At 73.8% G+C, this 17,316-nt stretch carries 9 protein-coding genes; 6 read left to right on the top strand and 3 right to left on the bottom strand.

What is annotated here, in order from left to right; translation table 11 throughout:
* Nucleotides 1-46 precede the first annotated feature (46 nt).
* A complete protein-coding gene (locus tag FRANEAN1_RS11685) occupies nt 47-1,447 on the top strand; it encodes a DEAD/DEAH box helicase (protein ID WP_198145622.1) in 1,401 nt (466 codons plus the stop codon).
* Between the two features lie 163 nt (nt 1,448-1,610).
* Here FRANEAN1_RS11685 and FRANEAN1_RS43235 read toward each other — a convergent pair whose 3' ends face one another.
* The gene (locus tag FRANEAN1_RS43235; RefSeq protein ID WP_347177093.1) at nt 1,611-1,787 is read right to left on the bottom strand and encodes a hypothetical protein; all 177 of its coding nucleotides are present in this window, start codon (nt 1,785-1,787) and stop codon (nt 1,611-1,613) included.
* Nucleotides 1,788-2,376: 589 nt separating this feature from the next.
* Between FRANEAN1_RS43235 and FRANEAN1_RS11675 the strand changes: the two genes are divergently transcribed.
* From FRANEAN1_RS11675 to FRANEAN1_RS11665, 3 genes are all read left to right on the top strand, one after another.
* Nucleotides 2,377-3,780: an aminotransferase class V-fold PLP-dependent enzyme gene (locus tag FRANEAN1_RS11675; RefSeq protein ID WP_347177224.1), complete on the top strand. Its 1,404-nt coding sequence runs from the start codon at nt 2,377-2,379 to the stop codon at nt 3,778-3,780.
* Nucleotides 3,781-4,196: 416 nt separating this feature from the next.
* Entirely contained in the window at nt 4,197-7,733 is a 3,537-nt protein-coding gene (gene dnaE / locus FRANEAN1_RS11670; protein ID WP_020459974.1) for a DNA polymerase III subunit alpha, read from the top strand.
* Between the two features lie 330 nt (nt 7,734-8,063).
* Nucleotides 8,064-9,548, top strand: coding sequence for a cyclopropane-fatty-acyl-phospholipid synthase family protein (locus FRANEAN1_RS11665; protein WP_020459973.1), 1,485 nt, complete (start codon nt 8,064-8,066; stop codon nt 9,546-9,548).
* Between the two features lie 73 nt (nt 9,549-9,621).
* Here the strand turns inward: FRANEAN1_RS11665 and FRANEAN1_RS11660 are convergent, their stop codons facing one another.
* Nucleotides 9,622-11,223: an aldehyde dehydrogenase family protein gene (locus FRANEAN1_RS11660; protein ID WP_020459972.1), complete on the bottom strand. Its 1,602-nt coding sequence runs from the start codon at nt 11,221-11,223 to the stop codon at nt 9,622-9,624.
* Complete coding sequence (gene lat / locus FRANEAN1_RS11655) at nt 11,220-12,650, bottom strand: L-lysine 6-transaminase (protein WP_049795937.1); 1,431 nt, start codon at nt 12,648-12,650, stop codon at nt 11,220-11,222. The genes FRANEAN1_RS11660 and lat overlap by 4 nt, the downstream gene beginning before the upstream one ends.
* A 397-nt stretch (nt 12,651-13,047) precedes the next feature.
* Here lat and FRANEAN1_RS11650 point away from each other — a divergent pair, with 397 nt between their 5' ends.
* Together FRANEAN1_RS11650 and FRANEAN1_RS11645 are read left to right on the top strand one after the other, a co-directional pair.
* Nucleotides 13,048-14,964, top strand: a complete 1,917-nt coding sequence (locus tag FRANEAN1_RS11650; RefSeq protein ID WP_020459970.1) for a protein kinase — start codon at nt 13,048-13,050, stop codon at nt 14,962-14,964.
* 228 nt (nt 14,965-15,192) lie between these two features.
* A complete protein-coding gene (locus tag FRANEAN1_RS11645; RefSeq protein WP_020459969.1) occupies nt 15,193-17,277 on the top strand; it encodes a serine/threonine-protein kinase in 2,085 nt (694 codons plus the stop codon).
* Nucleotides 17,278-17,316: the final 39 nt, after the last annotated feature.

The following is a 17,316-nucleotide window of genomic DNA, read 5'->3' as shown; positions in this document are numbered from 1 at the left end:
CCGTCCGCCCGCCGAGTCCTTCGCCGAGGCGGGCCTGCCCCCGCGGCTGGTCTCCGCGCTCGCGGACAAGGGCATCCACGGGCCGTTCCCGGTCCAGGCCGCCACGTTGCCCGACGTGCTGGCCGGCGAGAACGTGCTCGGCCGGGCCCGCACCGGCTCCGGCAAGACCCTGGCGTTCGGCCTGCCGCTGCTCGCCCGGCTCGCCACCACCGGCGCCGCCCGCCCCCGTCAGCCCCGCGGACTGATCCTCGTCCCGACCCGTGAGCTGGCCCAGCAGGTCAACGACGTGCTGGCCCCACTCACCCGGGCGCTGGGGCTGTGGATGACCCCGGTCTACGGCGGAACGTCGATCAGCCGGCAGATCTCGGCCCTGCGCCGGGGTGTGCACCTCGTCGTCGCCACCCCGGGCCGGCTCACCGACCTGGTCGAGCGCGACGCCTGCATCCTCGACGAGATCGAGATCACCGTCCTGGACGAAGCCGACTTCATGTGCGACCTCGGGTTCCTCCCGGCGGTCAAGGCGCTGCTGGACATGACCCCGTCCGACAGCCAGCGGCTGCTGTTCAGCGCCACGCTGGACCGCGAGGTCGAGGTCCTCGTCCGGGGCTACCTGCCCGAGCCGGTCCTCGTCGCCGTCGACCCGGAGGTGTCGCAGGTCTCGACCCTGGCCCGGCACGCGATGGAGTCCGTCGACCGCACCGCCCAGCTCCGGCTGGTCACCGCGCTCGCCTGCGGCGCCGGCCGCACCCTGGTGTTCGTACGCACCCAGCGTGACGCCGACCGCGTCGCGCAGGCGCTCACCGAGGCCGGGGTACCGGCCGAGCCCCTGCACGGCGGCATGCCGCAGGGGGCCCGCACCCGGGCGCTCGCCGGGTTCACCGACGGGTTCTACCGGGTTCTGGTCGCCACCGACGTCGCCGCCCGCGGCATCCACGTCGACGGCATCGGCCTCGTGCTGCACCTGGGCCCGCCCGAGGACGCCAAGACCTACCAGCACCGCGGCGGGCGCACCGCCCGGGCCGGGGCCGACGGCGCCGACGTCCTGGTGACCGTGCCGGCCGAGCGTGGCAAGGCCCGGTCGCTGCTGCGGGCCGTGGGCATCCCGACCCAGCCGGTCCCGACGCAGCCCGACGACCCGATCGTCGCCGAGCTCGCCGGACCGCCGGCGCCGCCGGTTGACCCGGCGACCATCCAGGCCCGCCGCCAGCGCAGCGACGGCCGGCGTGGTGACGGCCGACGCGACGGTGGCGGCCGCCGGGACTCCGCCCGGCGCGACGGCGCGCCGCGTGAGGGCGGCCACCGACGCGGCGGGCCGGGCGCCCGCACCGCCGGCTCGACCTTCACCGGGGCGGCCCGCGACGCTCACCGCCCGGGCCGCCCGGCCCGGGGCTTGGCCCAGACGCGCCCCGCGCCGCGGGTGGACCCCCACCCCGCTCCCGGAGCCTGATCCCACCGCCCCGGGCCTGACTCCGACTTCGGGTCAGGCCCGGGGATGGCTCTCATACGAACGGTGCCCCGGAACGCATCCGCGTTCCGGGGCACCGGTGGTTTCGCCTCGGTCTCCTGGATCGGTCGCGGGCCGCGACCTCCGGAGGATCACCCGACGGTGGTCAGAGCGAGGGCGAGACGCCCAGTCGCAGCCGCCTCGGGTTCGCCAGCGGGCCGAAGGAGAGCCCATCGGTGCTCGTCTCCGAGAGGTCGGCGACATCCGCCGTTACTGAGACCACCTCCCGCTGACCTGGCACCACAGACCCCACCTCGGGGCCAACCGACTCGTCCTGCTCCATGCGCAACACCTTTCCGAAGAGGCGCCGAATCGACACTGGATACCAAAACGGTATCGAGTGGACCTGCATCCTTACGCACCAGGTGTCTGCGGTCACAGTGATCCCGACCCGCCCCCGGCGCCGGGCCCGATGTGCTCACTCCGGACGTCCCCTGCCACTCACCGCCACCACCAGCACGGACGACTGGCCGGCCGCCGGTTCTCCGAGGGGCTGCCGACCGCGGCCGCGGTCGGTGTCCGGGTCGGTGGCCTTCCCGTCAGCTCGCCCGGCCGGCCGCGTGGCGCCGCGCCTCCAGTCGGGAGGGTCACGCCGGCGCGCGGGTGGGCCCGGATGTCCGGCATTCTCGGGACACAGCTCGCGGACGGGCCGGAACGGCCGACGGGAAGCAGGCGGCTCGGCGGCCGGCGCGGACCGCCCAGGACTGGAGGGGTGACCGGTGGCGGGAGGCCAACTCGACGGCACAGACACACTGGATGGCACGGACGCACTCGACGGCACGGATACCCCGAACGGCGCGCAGACTTCGACAGCCCAGGCCGCGCAGGTCCGGGCGGCGACGGTCCGGGCCTTCGAGCATGTCGCGGGGTACCTGGACGGCCTGCGGGAACGCCCCGTCGCCCCGGCCTCGGGATACGAGAAGATCCGCGCCCAGCTCGGCGGGCCGCTGCCGGCCGGGCCCTGCGATCCCGTCGAGGTCGTCGACACGCTCGCCGCCGCGGCGGCCGACGGGCTCACCGCCACCGGGTCGCCCCGCTTCTTCGGGTACGTGATCGGCGGGATCGTGCCCGCGGCGCTGGCCGCCGACGTGATGGCCGTCGCCTGGGACCAGAACGCGGGCCTGTCCAGCCTGGCCCCGGCGGCCGCCGCCGCCGAGTCGGTGGCCGGGTCGTGGGTCAAGGAGCTGCTCGGGCTGCCCGCGTCCGCCTCGGTCGGGATCACCACCGGCACACAGATGGCGCACGTGACCGCGCTGGGCGCCGCACGGCACCGGGTGCTGGCCCGCCACGGTTGGGATGTGGAGGCCGACGGCCTGCACGGGGCCCCGCCGGTGCGCGTTCTCGTGGGCGCCGACCGGCACACCACGGTGGACGTCGCGCTGCGCCTGCTGGGGTTCGGCACCCGCCGGCTGACGGTGGTGGCCGCGGACGAGGCGGGGCGGATGCGGCCCGACGCGCTGCGCGCGGCGCTCGCGGACGGGTCCGGCCCGGCGATCGTGGTGGCCCAGGCCGGCGAGATCAACACCGGCGCCTTCGACCCGCTCGCGGAGATCTGCGCGATCGGCCACGAGCACGGGGCGTGGGTGCATGTGGACGGCGCCTTCGGGCTGTGGGCAGCCGTGTCCGCGTCGGCCCGGCGCCGGGACCTGGTCGCGGGGATGGCGGCTGCCGACTCCTGGGCCACGGACGGGCACAAGTGGCTCAACGTGGCCTACGACTGCGGGATCGCGATCGTCGCCGACGAGCGGGCGCACCGGGCGGCGATGTCCACCCGGGCGGACTACCTCGTCCACGCCACGGACGGCGAGCTCGACCCCCTGGAGTGGACGCCGGAGTTCAGCCGGCGGGCCCGCGGGTTCGCCCTGTACGCCGCGCTGCGCTCGCTCGGGCGGTCGGGCCTGACCGAGCTGGTCGACCGCTGCTGCGCGCACGCGCGGCGCTTCGCCGTGTCCCTCGCCGCGCTGGACGGCGTCGCGGTGCTCAACGAGGTCGAGCTCAACCAGGTGCTGGTGCGGGTGGACGACGACGACGCGACGACCGCCGCGACCACGGATCTGGTGGTCGCGGGCGGGGAGGCGTTCGTGTCGGGCACGGTGTGGCGCGGCCGGGTGGCGATGCGGGTCTCGGTCTGCAACTGGACGACGACCGAGGCCGACGTCGACCGGGCGGTGGCGGCGGTGGCGGCCGCCGCCACCGGGGCCCGCGCCGGCAACCGCCCCCGCGCCGCCGCCGCCCACACGACCAGCCATCCTCGCGCGGGCTCGGCAGGCGGGTAGCCCGACTCGGCCCGACCAGCGCCGCGCCGTCCTCGGTGCAGTCGGTGTGCAGTCCGGTGTGCAGTCCTGCGCGTAGTCCTGCGTGTAGTCCGATGAAGGGCCGGCGGGTGTGCGACGGCCTGTTTGCGTGCCCCCGGGCGGGACACGTCGGCATCTTCCCGAAGTCCGTCCAGCGGGCCGGGTTAGGCTGCTGGGAAGACGCCGGACGACGACCGGCACCCCACACGGACACCGAGAGACACAATGCCGTCACCGTCACCCCGAGAATCAACCTGAGAACAATTGAACGAGGGAACTACCTAAATCTCGTCACATGTTTCTCAGCGCGTCACCGAACACCCCGAGCCACCGCCCCAGCACCGCCTCCCACAGAGCATCGACCGGCGTGCCCTCCGCGCGCGGGAAGGTCCGACGACATGCCGAACTCTTTCGTCCACCTTCACGTTCACACCGAGTACTCGATGCTCGACGGTGCGGCACGACTCAAGGACATGTTCAACGAGGTCTCGCGGCAGGGCATGCCCGCCGTGGCGATCACCGACCACGGCTACATGTACGGGGCGTACGACTTCTACAAGCAGGCGACCGCGGCGGGCGTGAAACCGATCATCGGCTGCGAGGCATACGTCGCGCCGGAATCACGGCTGCTCAAGCAGCGCGTCCGCTGGGGCGAGCCGCACCAGAAGAGCGACGACGTCTCCGGTGGTGGCTCCTACACCCACATGACGATATGGGCGCGGAACGCCGAGGGCCTGCACAACCTTTTCCGGCTCAATTCCCGGGCGTCCATCGAGGGCCATTACATCAAGTGGCCACGCATGGACCAGGAGATCATCTCCGAGCACGCCGCGGGCCTGATGGCGACGACCGGGTGCCCGTCCGGAGAGGTCCAGACGAGGCTGCGGCTCGGCCAGTACGACGCCGCGCTGAAGGCCGCCGCGACTTACCAGGAGATCTACGGCCGCGACAACTACTACTGCGAGATCATGGACCACGGCATCGAGATCGAGCGCCGGGTCCGTGACGGGCTGGTCGACATCGCCCGCGCGCTCGACATGCGTTTCGTGGTCACCAACGACTCGCACTACACCTACGAGTCCGAGCGGACGACCCACGCCGCGCTGCTGTGCGTCCAGACCGCCTCGACGGTGGCGAACCCGTCCTTCCAGTTCGAGGGCTCGGGCTACTTCCTGAAGAGCGCCGAGCAGATGTACGCGATCGACACGTCCGACGCCTGGCAGCAGGGCTGCGAGACGACGCTGATGATCGCCGAGCGGGTCGACCCGGCCGGCATGTTCACCAAGCAGAACCTGATGCCGCGCTTCCCCGTCCCCGAGGGGGAGACCGACGAGTCGTGGTTCCGCAAGGAGACCTGGGCGGGCATGGCCCGCCGCTTCCCCGACGGGTTCGACGAGGAGCACCGCGCCCGGGTCGAGTACGAGCTCGGGGTCATCCTCGCGATGGGCTTCCCGTCCTACTTCCTGGTGGTCGCCGACTTCATCATGTGGGCGAAGAGCCAGGGAATCCCGGTCGGCCCCGGGCGCGGGAGCGCGGCGGGCTCCATGGTCGCCTTCGCCCTGGGCATCACCGACCTCGACCCCATCCCGCACAGCCTGCTGTTCGAGCGGTTCCTCAACCCCGACCGCGTCTCGATGCCGGATATCGACATCGACTTCGACGAACGTCGGCGCGGTGACGTGATCCGCTACGTCACCGAGAAGTGGGGCGACGACCGCATCGCCCAGATCGTCACCTACGGCACCATCAAGGCGAAGGCCGCCATCAAGGACTCCTCCCGGGTCCTCGGCTACCCCTACGCGGTGGGCGACCGGATCACCAAGGCGATGCCGCCGGCCGTCATGGGCAAGGACATCCCACTCGGCGGGATCTTCGATCCCAAGCACCCCCGCTACAGCGAGGCCGGCGAGATCCGGGGTCTCTACGAGTCCGACGCGGACGTCCGCAAGGTCATCGACACGGCGAAGGGCCTGGAGGGGCTCATCCGCCAGGCGGGCGTGCACGCCGCCGGTGTGATCATGTCAGCTGAACCGATCATCGACCACATCCCGGTGTGGCGCCGCGACGCCGACGGCGCGATCATCACGCAGTTCGACTACCCGACCTGCGAGAACCTCGGCCTGCTGAAGATGGACTTCCTCGGCCTGCGCAACCTCACCGTGATGGACGACGCGGTGCGCAACGTGGAGGCGAACCGCGGCTTCAAGATCGACCTGATGGGCCTGGAGCTCAACGACGCCGCGTCCTACGAGCTGCTCGCCCGCGGCGACACCCTCGGGGTGTTCCAGCTCGACGGCGGGCCGATGCGCTCACTGCTGCGGATGATGCGCCCGGACAACTTCGAGGACATCTCCGCCGTCCTCGCGCTGTACCGGCCGGGGCCGATGGGCGCCAACTCGCACATCAACTACGCGCTGCGCAAGAACGGCCAGCAGGAGATCACCCCGATCCATCCCGAGCTCGCCGAGCCGCTGGCCGACATCCTGGACACCACCCACGGCCTGATCGTGTACCAGGAGCAGGTCATGGCCATCGCGCAGAAGGTCGCCGGCTACACGCTCGGCCAGGCCGACCTGCTGCGCCGCGCGATGGGCAAGAAGAAGAAGGAGATCCTCGACAAGGAGTTCGTGCCGTTCTCCGACGGCATGAAGTCCAGCGGGTTCTCCGAGGCCGCCATCAAGACCCTGTGGGACATTCTCGTCCCCTTCTCCGACTACGCCTTCAACAAGGCGCACACCGCCGGCTACGGCCTGGTCTCCTACTGGACGGCCTACCTCAAGGCGAACTTCCCGGCCGAGTACATGGCGGCGCTCCTGACCTCGGTACGCGACGACAAAGACAAAAGCGCGATCTACCTCAACGAGTGCCGGCGGATGGGAATCCGCGTCCTGCCGCCGGACGTGAACACCTCCGACGCCGACTACACCGCGCACGGCGACAACGAGATCAGGGTCGGCCTCGCCGCGATCCGCAACGTCGGAATCAACGTCGTCGAGTCGATCGTGCGCAACCGGAAGACGAAGAGCCGGTTCACCTCGTTCCCCGACTTCCTCGACAAGGTCGACGCCGTCGCCTGCAACAAGCGCACGGTCGAGTCACTCATCAAGGCCGGTGCGTTCGACGCCCTCGGCCACACCCGCCGCGGCCTGGTGGAGAAACACGAACAGGCCGTCGACGCGGTGATGGGCGTGAAGAAGAAGAACGCCGAGGGTCAGTTCGACCTCTTCGCCTTCGACGGCGAGGACGCCGAGGAGGACACCGCCCCCATCTTCGGCGTGCAGGAGTTCTCCGACCAGGAATGGGACAAGTCCGTACTGCTCTCCCACGAGCGGGAGATGCTCGGGCTCTACGTCTCGGACCATCCGCTGCTCGGGGTCGAGCACATCCTCGCGGCGAAGGCCGACTGCGGCATCGCCTCCCTCAACGGCGGCGACTACCCGGACGGCTCGGTCGTCACCATCGGCGGGATCATCTCCAGCCTGCAACGCAAGGTGACCAAGCAGGGGAAGCTGTGGGCCCTGGCCACCGTGGAGGACCTCGAGGGCGGCCTGGAGGTCATGTTCTTCCCGGCGACCTACGAGACCTGCTCGACCCAGCTCGCCGAGGACGCGGTCGTCATCGTCAAGGGGCGGGTCGACAAGCGGGAGGACACCCCGCGCCTGGTCGCCTCGGATCTGACCGTGCCCGACCTCAGCGAGCACTCCCTGAGCCCGCCGGTGGTGATCACCCTGCCGGCGTCGCGGGTCAACCCGCCCACCGTCGATCGGCTGCGCGAGGTGCTCGGTGACCACCCCGGCACCACCGAGGTCCACCTGCGCCTGCAGTCGGCGAGCCGCACGACCCTGCTCCGGCTCGACGACGCTTACAAGGTGCAGCGGACGGCCGCGCTGATGGGTGACCTCAAGGCCCTGCTAGGGGCCTCCGCCGTCGCCTGAACAAACCCCCGGCCGGGGCCCCTGCCCGGGGCTCCCGCCGCGGTCCGACGCCTGCCGTCACCTCCTCCGCGCGACGCTGGCTGGTGGCCCATCACCGCGACACGCGCGACGCGATCCGCGACACCGTTTGCGACACCCCTCGCCGGGGGGAGCATGGGCGTTGACGTGGGTTCGCGTCGCCCTGCCTTCGCCGACGCCACCCCTGGCAGACTGATGGGCCGAGTTCCGCGTGCACCGCGAGACCGGCCTCCGGGCCGCGTGGCGCACCGCGCGGGCCCGGTGGCGGCGCCTCCGGCAGGCGGACCCGGTATCCCGGGACCGGAGGAGAATGTGACGGTCGATCGTCCCGTCGACACAGAACCCGACCAATCCGCGCTCGACCAATCCGCGCTCGACCAGCCCGCGCTCGATCACCAACCCGCCGCCGCGACACGGCCGGACCGGCCCTCAGCGCCGCCGCTGACGGCCGACGCGGGGCCGCCTCGGCAGTGGAGCCCCCCGACGACCCGGCCCGCGGGCTTCGACTGGCCGTCTGAGGTCGACCGGGCCGGCCGGGACCTGCTGCTCGACCTGTTCGGGCCCGACCCGGAAGTCCGCGTCGAGATGTGGGACGGGTTCATCCTCGGGCCCGACACCTCGACGAAGGTGGTCATCCGCTCGCCGCACGCGCTGCGACGGGCGCTGTTCCACCCCGGCGAGCTGGGGTTCGCCCGCGCCTACGTGGCCGGCGACGTCGAGATCGACGGGGACGTCTTCGCCGCGCTGGCACTGCGGGAGCGGATCGCGCGGCTGCGGCCGTCCCCGGCGGCGGTGCGGGCGCTGGCGGTGCTCGTCCGCCAGTTCGGCCCGCGGCCGCCGCAGCCGCCTCCAGAGGAGGCCCGGATGCGTAGGCACGGCCGGCAGCACAGCCGTTCCCGCGACGCCGCCGCGATCTCCCACCACTACGACGTCTCGAACGACTTCTACCGGCTGGTCCTCGGGCCGTCCATGACCTACTCGTGCGCGGTCTGGGACTCACCGGCGGCCACCAGACTGACCGCCGCGCAGACAGCCAAGCACGAGCTGGTCTGCCGCAAGCTCGGTCTGCGGCCCGGCGAGCGGCTGCTGGACATCGGCTGCGGCTGGGGCAGCATGGCGCTACATGCCGCGCGCCACCACGGTGTCCAGGCGGTGGGGATCACGATCTCCGCGGAGCAGGCGGCCGAGGCACGCCGCCGGGTCACCGAGGCGGGCCTGGAAGACAAGATCGAGATCCGCCTGCAGGACTACCGGGAGATCACCGACGGCCCGTTCGACGCGATCAGCTCGGTGGGCATGGTCGAGCACGTCGGCCGGGCGAAGCTGCCGATCTACTTCGACAACCTGTTCCACCTGCTCCGGCCGGGCGGGCGGCTGCTCAACCACGGCATCTCCTTCCCCGGCGACCCGGTCGGGGCCGCCCGCGGCCGGCCGCGGCTCGGTCCGCTCCCACTGCCCCGCGACGCCGACTTCCTGCACCGCTACGTCTTCCCCGACGGGGAGCTGCACGAGATCGGCGCGCTCGTCACACTGATGCAGGCCGGCGGCTTCGAGGTGCGCCATGTGGAGAACCTGCGCGAGCACTACGCGCTGACGCTGCGGGCGTGGGTCGCCAACCTGGAGAACCGGTGGGACGAGGCGGTCGCGCTGGTCGGGGCGGGCCGGGCCCGGGTGTGGCGGCTGTACATGGCCGGCTCCGCGCTCAGCTTCGAGGCCGGCCGGTCGCAGATCCACCAGGTGCTCGGCGTGCGCCCCGATTCCGGCGCCTCGCACCAGCCACTGCGGCCGTCGTACTGACCGGCCGTCGTACTGACCGGCCGCCTTCCTGAACGGCCGTGGCGGCCGGGCCGGGGTCGGGTCCCCGGTCCGGTCACCGCGGCAGGCGGAAGCCGAGGTCGGCCGGGGGGACGGAGACGTCGAGCTGGGCCTTCTGCAGGCGGCCGGACAGTTCCCAGGTCAGGGACTGCCAGCGGGTCATCTGGTCCAGCACCCACTGGCCGGACTGGCGGGCGCCGTTGCCGGAGCGCCCGTTGCCGCCGAAGGGCAGGTGCGCCTCGGCGCCGGAGGTGGAGGTGTTCACGCTGACCATTCCGGCACGCACCCCGCGCCGGAAGCGCCGGACGCTCACCGGGTCACCGGTGAAGATCGACGAGGACAGCCCGTAGCCGGGCAGGTTCGCGAGCTCGACGGCCTCCTCCAGGTGGCGGTAGGTGGTCAGCCCGACGATCGGGCCGAAGGTCTCCGCGGTGAACAGCTCGTCCTCGGGGCGCACCCGGTCGACGACGACCGGGTGGTAGTACAGGCCGGTCTCGGGGTCGCCGACGAACCCGCGCCGCGGGCTGGCCGGGCCGATCCGGCCGAGCGCGGTGGACCCGAACGGCTCGTGATGGTCGCGCACGCACGCCAGGTGGTCCTCGAAGCCGGCGGCGAACCGGGCGTCGAGCAGCGGGCCGTAGAGGACGTCCCGGGTGGGGTCGCCGAGCACGGCGCCGCTGACGGCGGCGTCCAGCCGGCGCCGGAACGCGCCGTGCACCGACTCGTGCGCGATCACCGTGCCCAGCGAGGTGCACCGCTGGCCGGCCGTCCCGAACCCGGCGAACAGCGCGGCGGCGACGGCGGCGTCCAGGTCGGCGTCGGGGGCCAGCACCATCGGGTTCTTGCCGCCCAGTTCCAGGCACGGCGACTGCAGGTGCCGCCCGCACAGCGCGCCGACGAAGCGGCCGACGGACGTCGAGCCGGTGAAGCCGACCTTGTCGACGAGGCCGGCGTCCAGGGCGCGTTCGAGGCCGAGCGAGGTGGCCGGGCCGTCGGCGAGGACTAGGTTCGCCACCCCGGGCGGAACGCCGGCGGCGGTCAGCAGGTCCATCAGGGCCGCGGCGCAGGCGGCGGCGTACTCGGCGGGCTTCCACACCACCGCGTTGCCGGTCAGCAGCGCCGGCACCAGATACCAGGACGGCACCGCCACCGGGAAGTTGCCAGCAGTGATCACCATGACCACGCCGAGCGGCTCACGGTAGGTGAACAGCTCCCGGTCGGGCATCTCGGACGGCACCGTCTGGCCGTGCGGGCGCCGGCCCTCGCCGCGGAACAGCGCGCAGGTGTCGATGATCTCGCGGACCTCCCCGCGCGCCTCCGCCAGCGGCTTGCCGATCTCCCGGGTGACCAGCCGGGCCAGCGTCTCCGCGTTGTCCTCGACGAGCCGGCCGAAGGCGCCGATGACCTCGCCACGCACCGGCGCCGGGACGTCGGCCCACTCCCGCTGGGCGGCGCGGGCGGCGGCCGCGGCCGCGACGATGGCCTCCGCCCCGTCCAGCACGACCTCGGCGACGACGTCGCTCAGGCGGGCCGGGTTCGTCGAGCTGACGACGCGCGCGGTCTCCGGGGCGATGCCCGCCGGGCCGGCCGCGGCGTACAGGTCGTGCTGGCGGCCGCCGATCACCGCCGCCACCCGGCGTGGATGAACGAGTGTCATCTCAGTCCTTTCTCCTGCGTGGCGGTGGCCGGCGGCGAGGCCTTCTCAGCAGCCTCGGGCTCCGGCGAAACGAGGTGGGTGAGCACCCGGTCGAGGGCGCGCACCCCGGCGGCGAGCTCCTCGGCGCCGATGGTGAGCGCCGGGCGGAAGCGCAGCGCCCGCTCCCCCGCCGGCAGCAGCAGGACGTGCTCGCGTTCCCGCAGCAGCCGGACGACCTCGTCGCGCAGGGCACGGTCGGGCAGGTCCACGGCGCACATCAACCCACGCCCGCGGGCGTTGCGCAGCAGGCGGGGGTGGCGCTGGGCCAGCTCCTCGAGTCCGGCCAGCAGATCGGAGCCCAGGACGGCGGCCCGGTCGAACAGCCGCTCCGACTCCATGATCTCCAGCATTCGCCGGGAACGCACCATGTCGACGAGCCCGCCGCCCCAGGTGGAGCTGATCCGGCCGGGCAGCCGGAAGACGTTGTCGGCGACCTCGTCCACCCGCCGCCCGGCCATCACCCCGCCGAGCTGGACCTTCTTGCCGAACGCGACGACGTCGGGGCGCAGGCCGAGCTGGGTGTGCGCCCAGGCGGAGCCGGTCAGGCCCACCCCGGTCTGCACCTCGTCGACGACGAACAGCGCGTCGTGACGCTCGCACAGCGCCGCCATCGCGCGCAGGAACTCGCCGCGGAGGTGGTTGTCCCCGCCCTCGGCCTGGATCGGCTCGGCGAGGAAGCATGCGATGTCGTGGCGGTGGCGGGCGAACGCCTCCTCGGCCTGCGCGAGCGCGCGCCGCTCGGCGGCGACCACCGCGTCCAGCGCCGCGCCGGTGCAGGGGAAGGTCACCGCCGGGCAGTCGACCCGGGGCCAGTCGAAGACCGGGAAGCGCGCGGTCTTGACCGGCTCGGTGTTGGTCACCGAGAGGGTGTACCCGCCGCGGCCGTGGAACGCCGACCGCAGGTGCAGCACCCGCCCGCCGAGCTCGGCGGGCCGCCCGTGTGCCTCGTTGTGCCGGCTCTTCCAGTCGAACGCGCACTTGAGGGCGTTCTCGACGGCTGCCGACCCGCCCTCGACGAAGAACAGGTGCGGCAGCTCCGGGTCGCCCAGCACCCGCGCGAAGGTCTCGACGAACTCGGCGTAGGCGGCGGTCGCCATGTCGGGGTTCGCCGGCTTGTTGACGGCCGCCCGGGCGAGCTCGGTGAGGAACTCCGGGTCGCCCAGCAGGGCCGGCGGGTTGATCCCGAGCGGCGCGGAGGCGAAGAAGCTGTAGAGGTCGAGGTAGCGCGTCCCGGTGCGGGCGTCGACGATCGTGCTGCCGGTGCTGGCCGTCAGGTCGCAGACGACGTCGTACCCGTCGGTCAGGACGTGCCGGGACAATATCGGGATCACCTCGGCCGGCTCGGGCCGGGCACGGCTCCCCCCGCCCGGGCGGCCCGCGACACTCATGACGGCCACGGCCGGCCTCCTTCCAGCACCGCGCGGCCGTCCCACGAGGACGTCCGCGTCAGGGCATCAGGGTCGCGGTTACCGAGCGGAACCGCGATCCGATCATGGACGGCCCGGCTCCGCGGGCCGCCGGCACCCGGCCGCCCGCCACCCCATCGCGCCCCACGAATCATCTCCTACCAGGACAGATCAGACACCGATACAGGCACCTGGCGTGGTGCGTCGACCCCGCCTTCTGGGAACATCCCATTCTGGGATCACCGGAAAAGTCCGACCGGTCGCGTTCCGGCGTCCCCGACAGGTTCCACCTGGAACGTCCAGCGTCACCGGACGCACCAGGCGGGCCACCACCGAGCGCCGCACGGGCGCCCCCGCACGAGGAGGTATCCAGGACGCGGTGCTGACGCCCCTGACCACGGACGACCCGCAGCGGATCGGTCCGTACCGGCTGGCCAACCGCATCGGCGCGGGCGGCATGGGCATCGTCTACCTCGGCTTCTCCGACGACGGCAAGCCGGCCGCGATCAAGGTTCCCTCGGCGGGGCTGGTGGACGACCCCGAGTTCCGCGCCCGCTTCCGCCAGGAGGTGGACGCCGCCCGCCGGGTGCGCGGCAACGCCGTAGCCGCCGTCATCGACGCCGACCTCACCGGGACGCGCCCGTGGATGGCCACCGAGTACGTCGAGGGCCGCAACCTCACCGACGCGGTCGCGACCCGGGGCCCGTTCGACGAGCGCCTGCTCACCGGGCTCGCCGTCGGTCTGGCCGACGCCCTGGTCGCCATCCACGCCGCCGGGGTGGTGCACCGCGATCTCAAACCGTCCAACATCCTGCTGGCCTGGGACGGGCCCCGCGTCATCGACTTCGGCATCGCCCGGGCCGAGAACAACACCTCGCACACCCGGGCCGGCAGCCTCATCGGCACCCTGACCTGGATGGCGCCCGAGCAGCTGCGCGGCGAGCGGGCCGGGCCGGCCGCCGACGTCTTCGCATGGGGGGCGTGCGTCGCGTTCGCGGCGGCCGGGCAGCCGGCGTTCCGCGGCGACCGGGCCGAGGCCGTCGGCCTGCAGATCCTCACCGGCGAGCCGGTGCTGGAACGCCTGCCACCGACCATCGAGCCGCACGTGCGCGCCGCGCTGCGCAAGGAGCCGGCCGCGCGGCCCAGCGCCGCCGAGATCCTCGGCGGGCTGCTCGGTCGGCCGGTCAGCGGCCCGGCCGACTCGGACGCGGCGACCGGGCTCCTGATGAGCCGGTGGTGGAACCTGCCGCCGACCCCGCCCGAGGGCGCCACGCCGCTGCGCGGGCACCCACCGGCGGGCAGTCATCCCCGGGACGCCGATCCACACGGTGCCGGTCCACGGGGCGGCCCACCTCCCGGCGGCTCCTACCGGGGCGCCCGTCCCCACGACGGGTACCCGGGCGGAGCGCAGCTCCAGCCCGGCCACCGGCCGAACCCCGGCCCGCCGGACGCCGGCTACCGCGGTCCGGACTCCGGCCCGCGCGGCTGGGCCGACTCCGGACCGCACGGCGGCTGGGCCGACTCCGGCCAGTCGGGCGGTGGCTGGCCCGGCTTCGGTGGGCCGGGCGCGGGACCGCCCGGAGCGGGACGTCCGGACGGCGGCGGACGGCCCGATCACGGCCGTCGCGGGATGCCCGTGGCCGTGCTCGCCGCCCTGGCGGTGCTGCTCGTCGTCGGTGGCGTCACCGCGGGAGCCCTGCTGCTGTCGGGCAGCGATGGAGACGGCGGCCAGGCCGGCCCGTCCACGGGGCCGGACGTGACCTCCACCCTGAGCGGCCCGACCACCGCCCCCAACGGCGGGCCCACCACCTCGGCCGGGCCGACCGGGCCGGTCACGAACCCGACGAGCCCCGGCTCGGGCGCCACCACGGCGCCGCCGACCACGCCGGGAAGCGGGCCGACGTCCACCTCGACGCCACGGCGGGTGATGACCGCCGACGAGGCGGCCGGGGTTGTCCGCGAGCATGGCTACACCCCCGAGATGGGCTCCTACGACCCGGACCGGATGCTCAACCTCGTCCGCGGCACCAGGCAGGGGGATGATGGCCGGCAGCGCCAGACGGCGTTCGTCTTCGCCGACGGCGAGTACCAGGGCACCGACACCAAAGCGCCGAGCAACGCCATCACGGTGGAGGTCAGGACGAACACCGACGCGACGGTGACCTACCAGACCTACGTCGCGAACGGAACGACACCCACGGGGACGACGTCGGTGCGTTTCCGCTGGAACGGCACGGATTTCGTGGCCCTCGACCCCATCCCGTCCGATGATCCGACGGTGGACAACCACCGCTGACGTGGCCATCGAGAACCGGCGGCCCACCCCCCAACCGGGCGAGTGTGACGGGCACAACGGACGCACCCGGACGGGCCTACCGCGATTCGGGCACGAGAGTTGGCATTGTGGGACGCCCGACACAGTCGGGCGAAAGCAGCGCGCTCACGACATCACAGACAGGGGGCGGACGACGCCCACGGCAGGATCGACGCAGCGGCCCGGCCGGGCCGGTAACGAGGGGGCACGGTGCTGACACCGCTGGCGGCGGGTGACCCCCGGCGCATCGGCCCGTTCGAGATCCACAACAGGATCGGCGCCGGCGGGATGGGCTCGGTGTACCTCGGGTTCACCGCCGAGGGCCGCGCCGCGGCCGTCAAGGTGCCCGCCGAGGGCCTCGCCGGCGACCCCGAGTTCCGCGCCCGGTTCCGGCGCGAGGTCGAGGCCGCCCGCCGGGTCCGCGGCCGCGCCGTCGCCGCGGTCGTCGACGCCGACCCCGACGCGACCTCGCCCTGGATGGCCGTCGAGTACGTCGAGGGCACCAGCCTCGCCGACGCGGTGATCCGGCACGGCCCGATCGAGCAGCGGCTGCTGCACGGCTTCGGGGTGGGCCTCGCCGACGCCCTCGTCGCCATCCACGCGGTCGGCGTGGTGCACCGCGATCTCAAGCCGTCCAACATCCTGCTCGCCTGGGACGGGCCGAAGGTGATCGACTTCGGCATCGCCCGGGCCAGCGGCACCCCGACCCACACCCGCACCGGCATCCTCGTCGGCACCCCCGCCTGGATGGCGCCCGAGCAGCTGCGCGGCGAGCGCGCGACCCCGGCGGCCGACGTGTTCGCCTGGGGTGCCTGCGTCACCTACGCGGCGACCGGGCACCCGCCCTTCGGCGGCGCCGAGCCGGCCGACGTGCTGACCGTGCTGCGCCGCGACGAGCAGCCCGACCTCGACGGCGTCCCGCCGGACCTGCTGGCCGCCGTGCGGGCGGCGCTGGCCCGCCGGCCCGAGGCCCGCCCGAGCGCGGCGGAGCTGGTCCGGACGCTGGTCACCGAACCCGGCTCGCGCGGCGGCTCCCCTGATCCCGCCCGGGCGGCCGCGAACGCACTCACCCCGTGGCAGTGGGAACCGCCCGCGTCACTCGCGCACCACCCCGCCCACTCCGGCCGGGATGAGCGACCGGCCGCCGAGCGGGCCGAGCGGGCCGAGCGACCAGACCGGGGCGAGCGACCGGACCGGGACGAACGGGCGACGCAGACGGCACGCGGGGAACGAGAACGCGGGGAGCGGGGCGAGCGCGGAGAACGCGCCGGACGGGTCGCGGCCGCGGCCGGCGCGGTGGCCGGCGCCGCCGACCCGGGCGGGCCCGCCGCCGGCATCCGGCGGACGGCGACGCGCGGGCCCGGGGGGCCGGCCGGCGGCCAGGGGGACGGCCCGGCGAAGTTCCGCGCCGTCGACCGGCCCACCCAGCCACTGGCGACCCGCGCGGACCCCGGTTCCTGGGAGGAGCCCCCGGGTGGGGACTCCTCCCTCGGCACCGTGCCCGTGCCGCGGTTGTCGGCGCTGGCCGACAACCGGAACGAGATCACCGACCCGTCGATCCGGCCGCGCCGGACCGCCACCGTGGCCTCGGTGTCGGCGTTCAACGCGGCGGAGGTGACAGGGCCGTTGCTGACCGCCCAGGCCCCCGCCGCCACCGGGGCCGGAGGGGCCGGTACCAGTACCGGTAGCGCCACCGGCGGCGCCGGTACCCGGGCCGGTGCCGGCGACCAGCCGACCGGCCGCGACCGCGAGCCGGACCACCCAGGTGGCGCCAGGGCGGAGCCGGGGGCCTGGCCGCCCGACCCGCGGGCGTGGCTGAGCCTGCTGGCGGCATCCGGCCGGCGGGACCGTGCCGCCATGGTCGCGGCCGTCGTCGCCTTCGGGCTCGTCGTCGGCGTGGTCGTCCTGCTCACCGCGTCGGACGCCTCCCGGGCGGAGAGCGGCCCGAGCCGCCCGTCCCCGGGCCCGTCGCAGCGGGGCGTCACCGCCACCACCGCGTCCGCCCCCACCTCCCGGCCCACCGTGGTCGCGCCGACCACCGTCGCGCGTACCGGCCATGCCGAGCCGGGGCAGGGCAGCGCGCCGCCGACCCAGGCCGGCATCCCGGCCGGCCCGGAGCTGACGGCGGACGTCCAGACCGACCCGTCGGCGCAGGTGACACCGACGCACGCCGTCTCCCCCACCGGCGACGCCTCCGCCCCGCCGACGCCCGACCCGTCGCTCTCGGCGACATCGTGTGCCGCCGGAGCCCGGCCGGAGGGTGTTGTCGCCACCGCCACGCCCGAGCCCTGCTGACAGGACGCCCCGCCGACGCCCCGGCCCGCCCGCTGGCGG

Source organism: Parafrankia sp. EAN1pec (assembly GCF_000018005.1).
GTDB classification, from domain to species: domain Bacteria; phylum Actinomycetota; class Actinomycetes; order Frankiales; family Frankiaceae; genus Parafrankia; species Parafrankia soli.
This window is presented reverse-complemented; position numbering and strand designations above follow the sequence as displayed.

What these genes read in the sequence shown, in the direction of transcription:
- FRANEAN1_RS43235 (WP_347177093.1), bottom strand. Translation starts at nt 1,787, where the DNA reads ATGGAGCAGGACGAGTCGGTTGGCCCCGAGGTGGGGTCTGTGGTGCCA.
- dnaE (WP_020459974.1), top strand. Translation starts at nt 4,197, where the DNA reads ATGCCGAACTCTTTCGTCCACCTTCACGTTCACACCGAGTACTCGATG.
- FRANEAN1_RS11660 (WP_020459972.1), bottom strand. Translation starts at nt 11,223, where the DNA reads ATGACACTCGTTCATCCACGCCGGGTGGCGGCGGTGATCGGCGGCCGC.
- lat (WP_049795937.1), bottom strand. Translation starts at nt 12,650, where the DNA reads ATGAGTGTCGCGGGCCGCCCGGGCGGGGGGAGCCGTGCCCGGCCCGAG.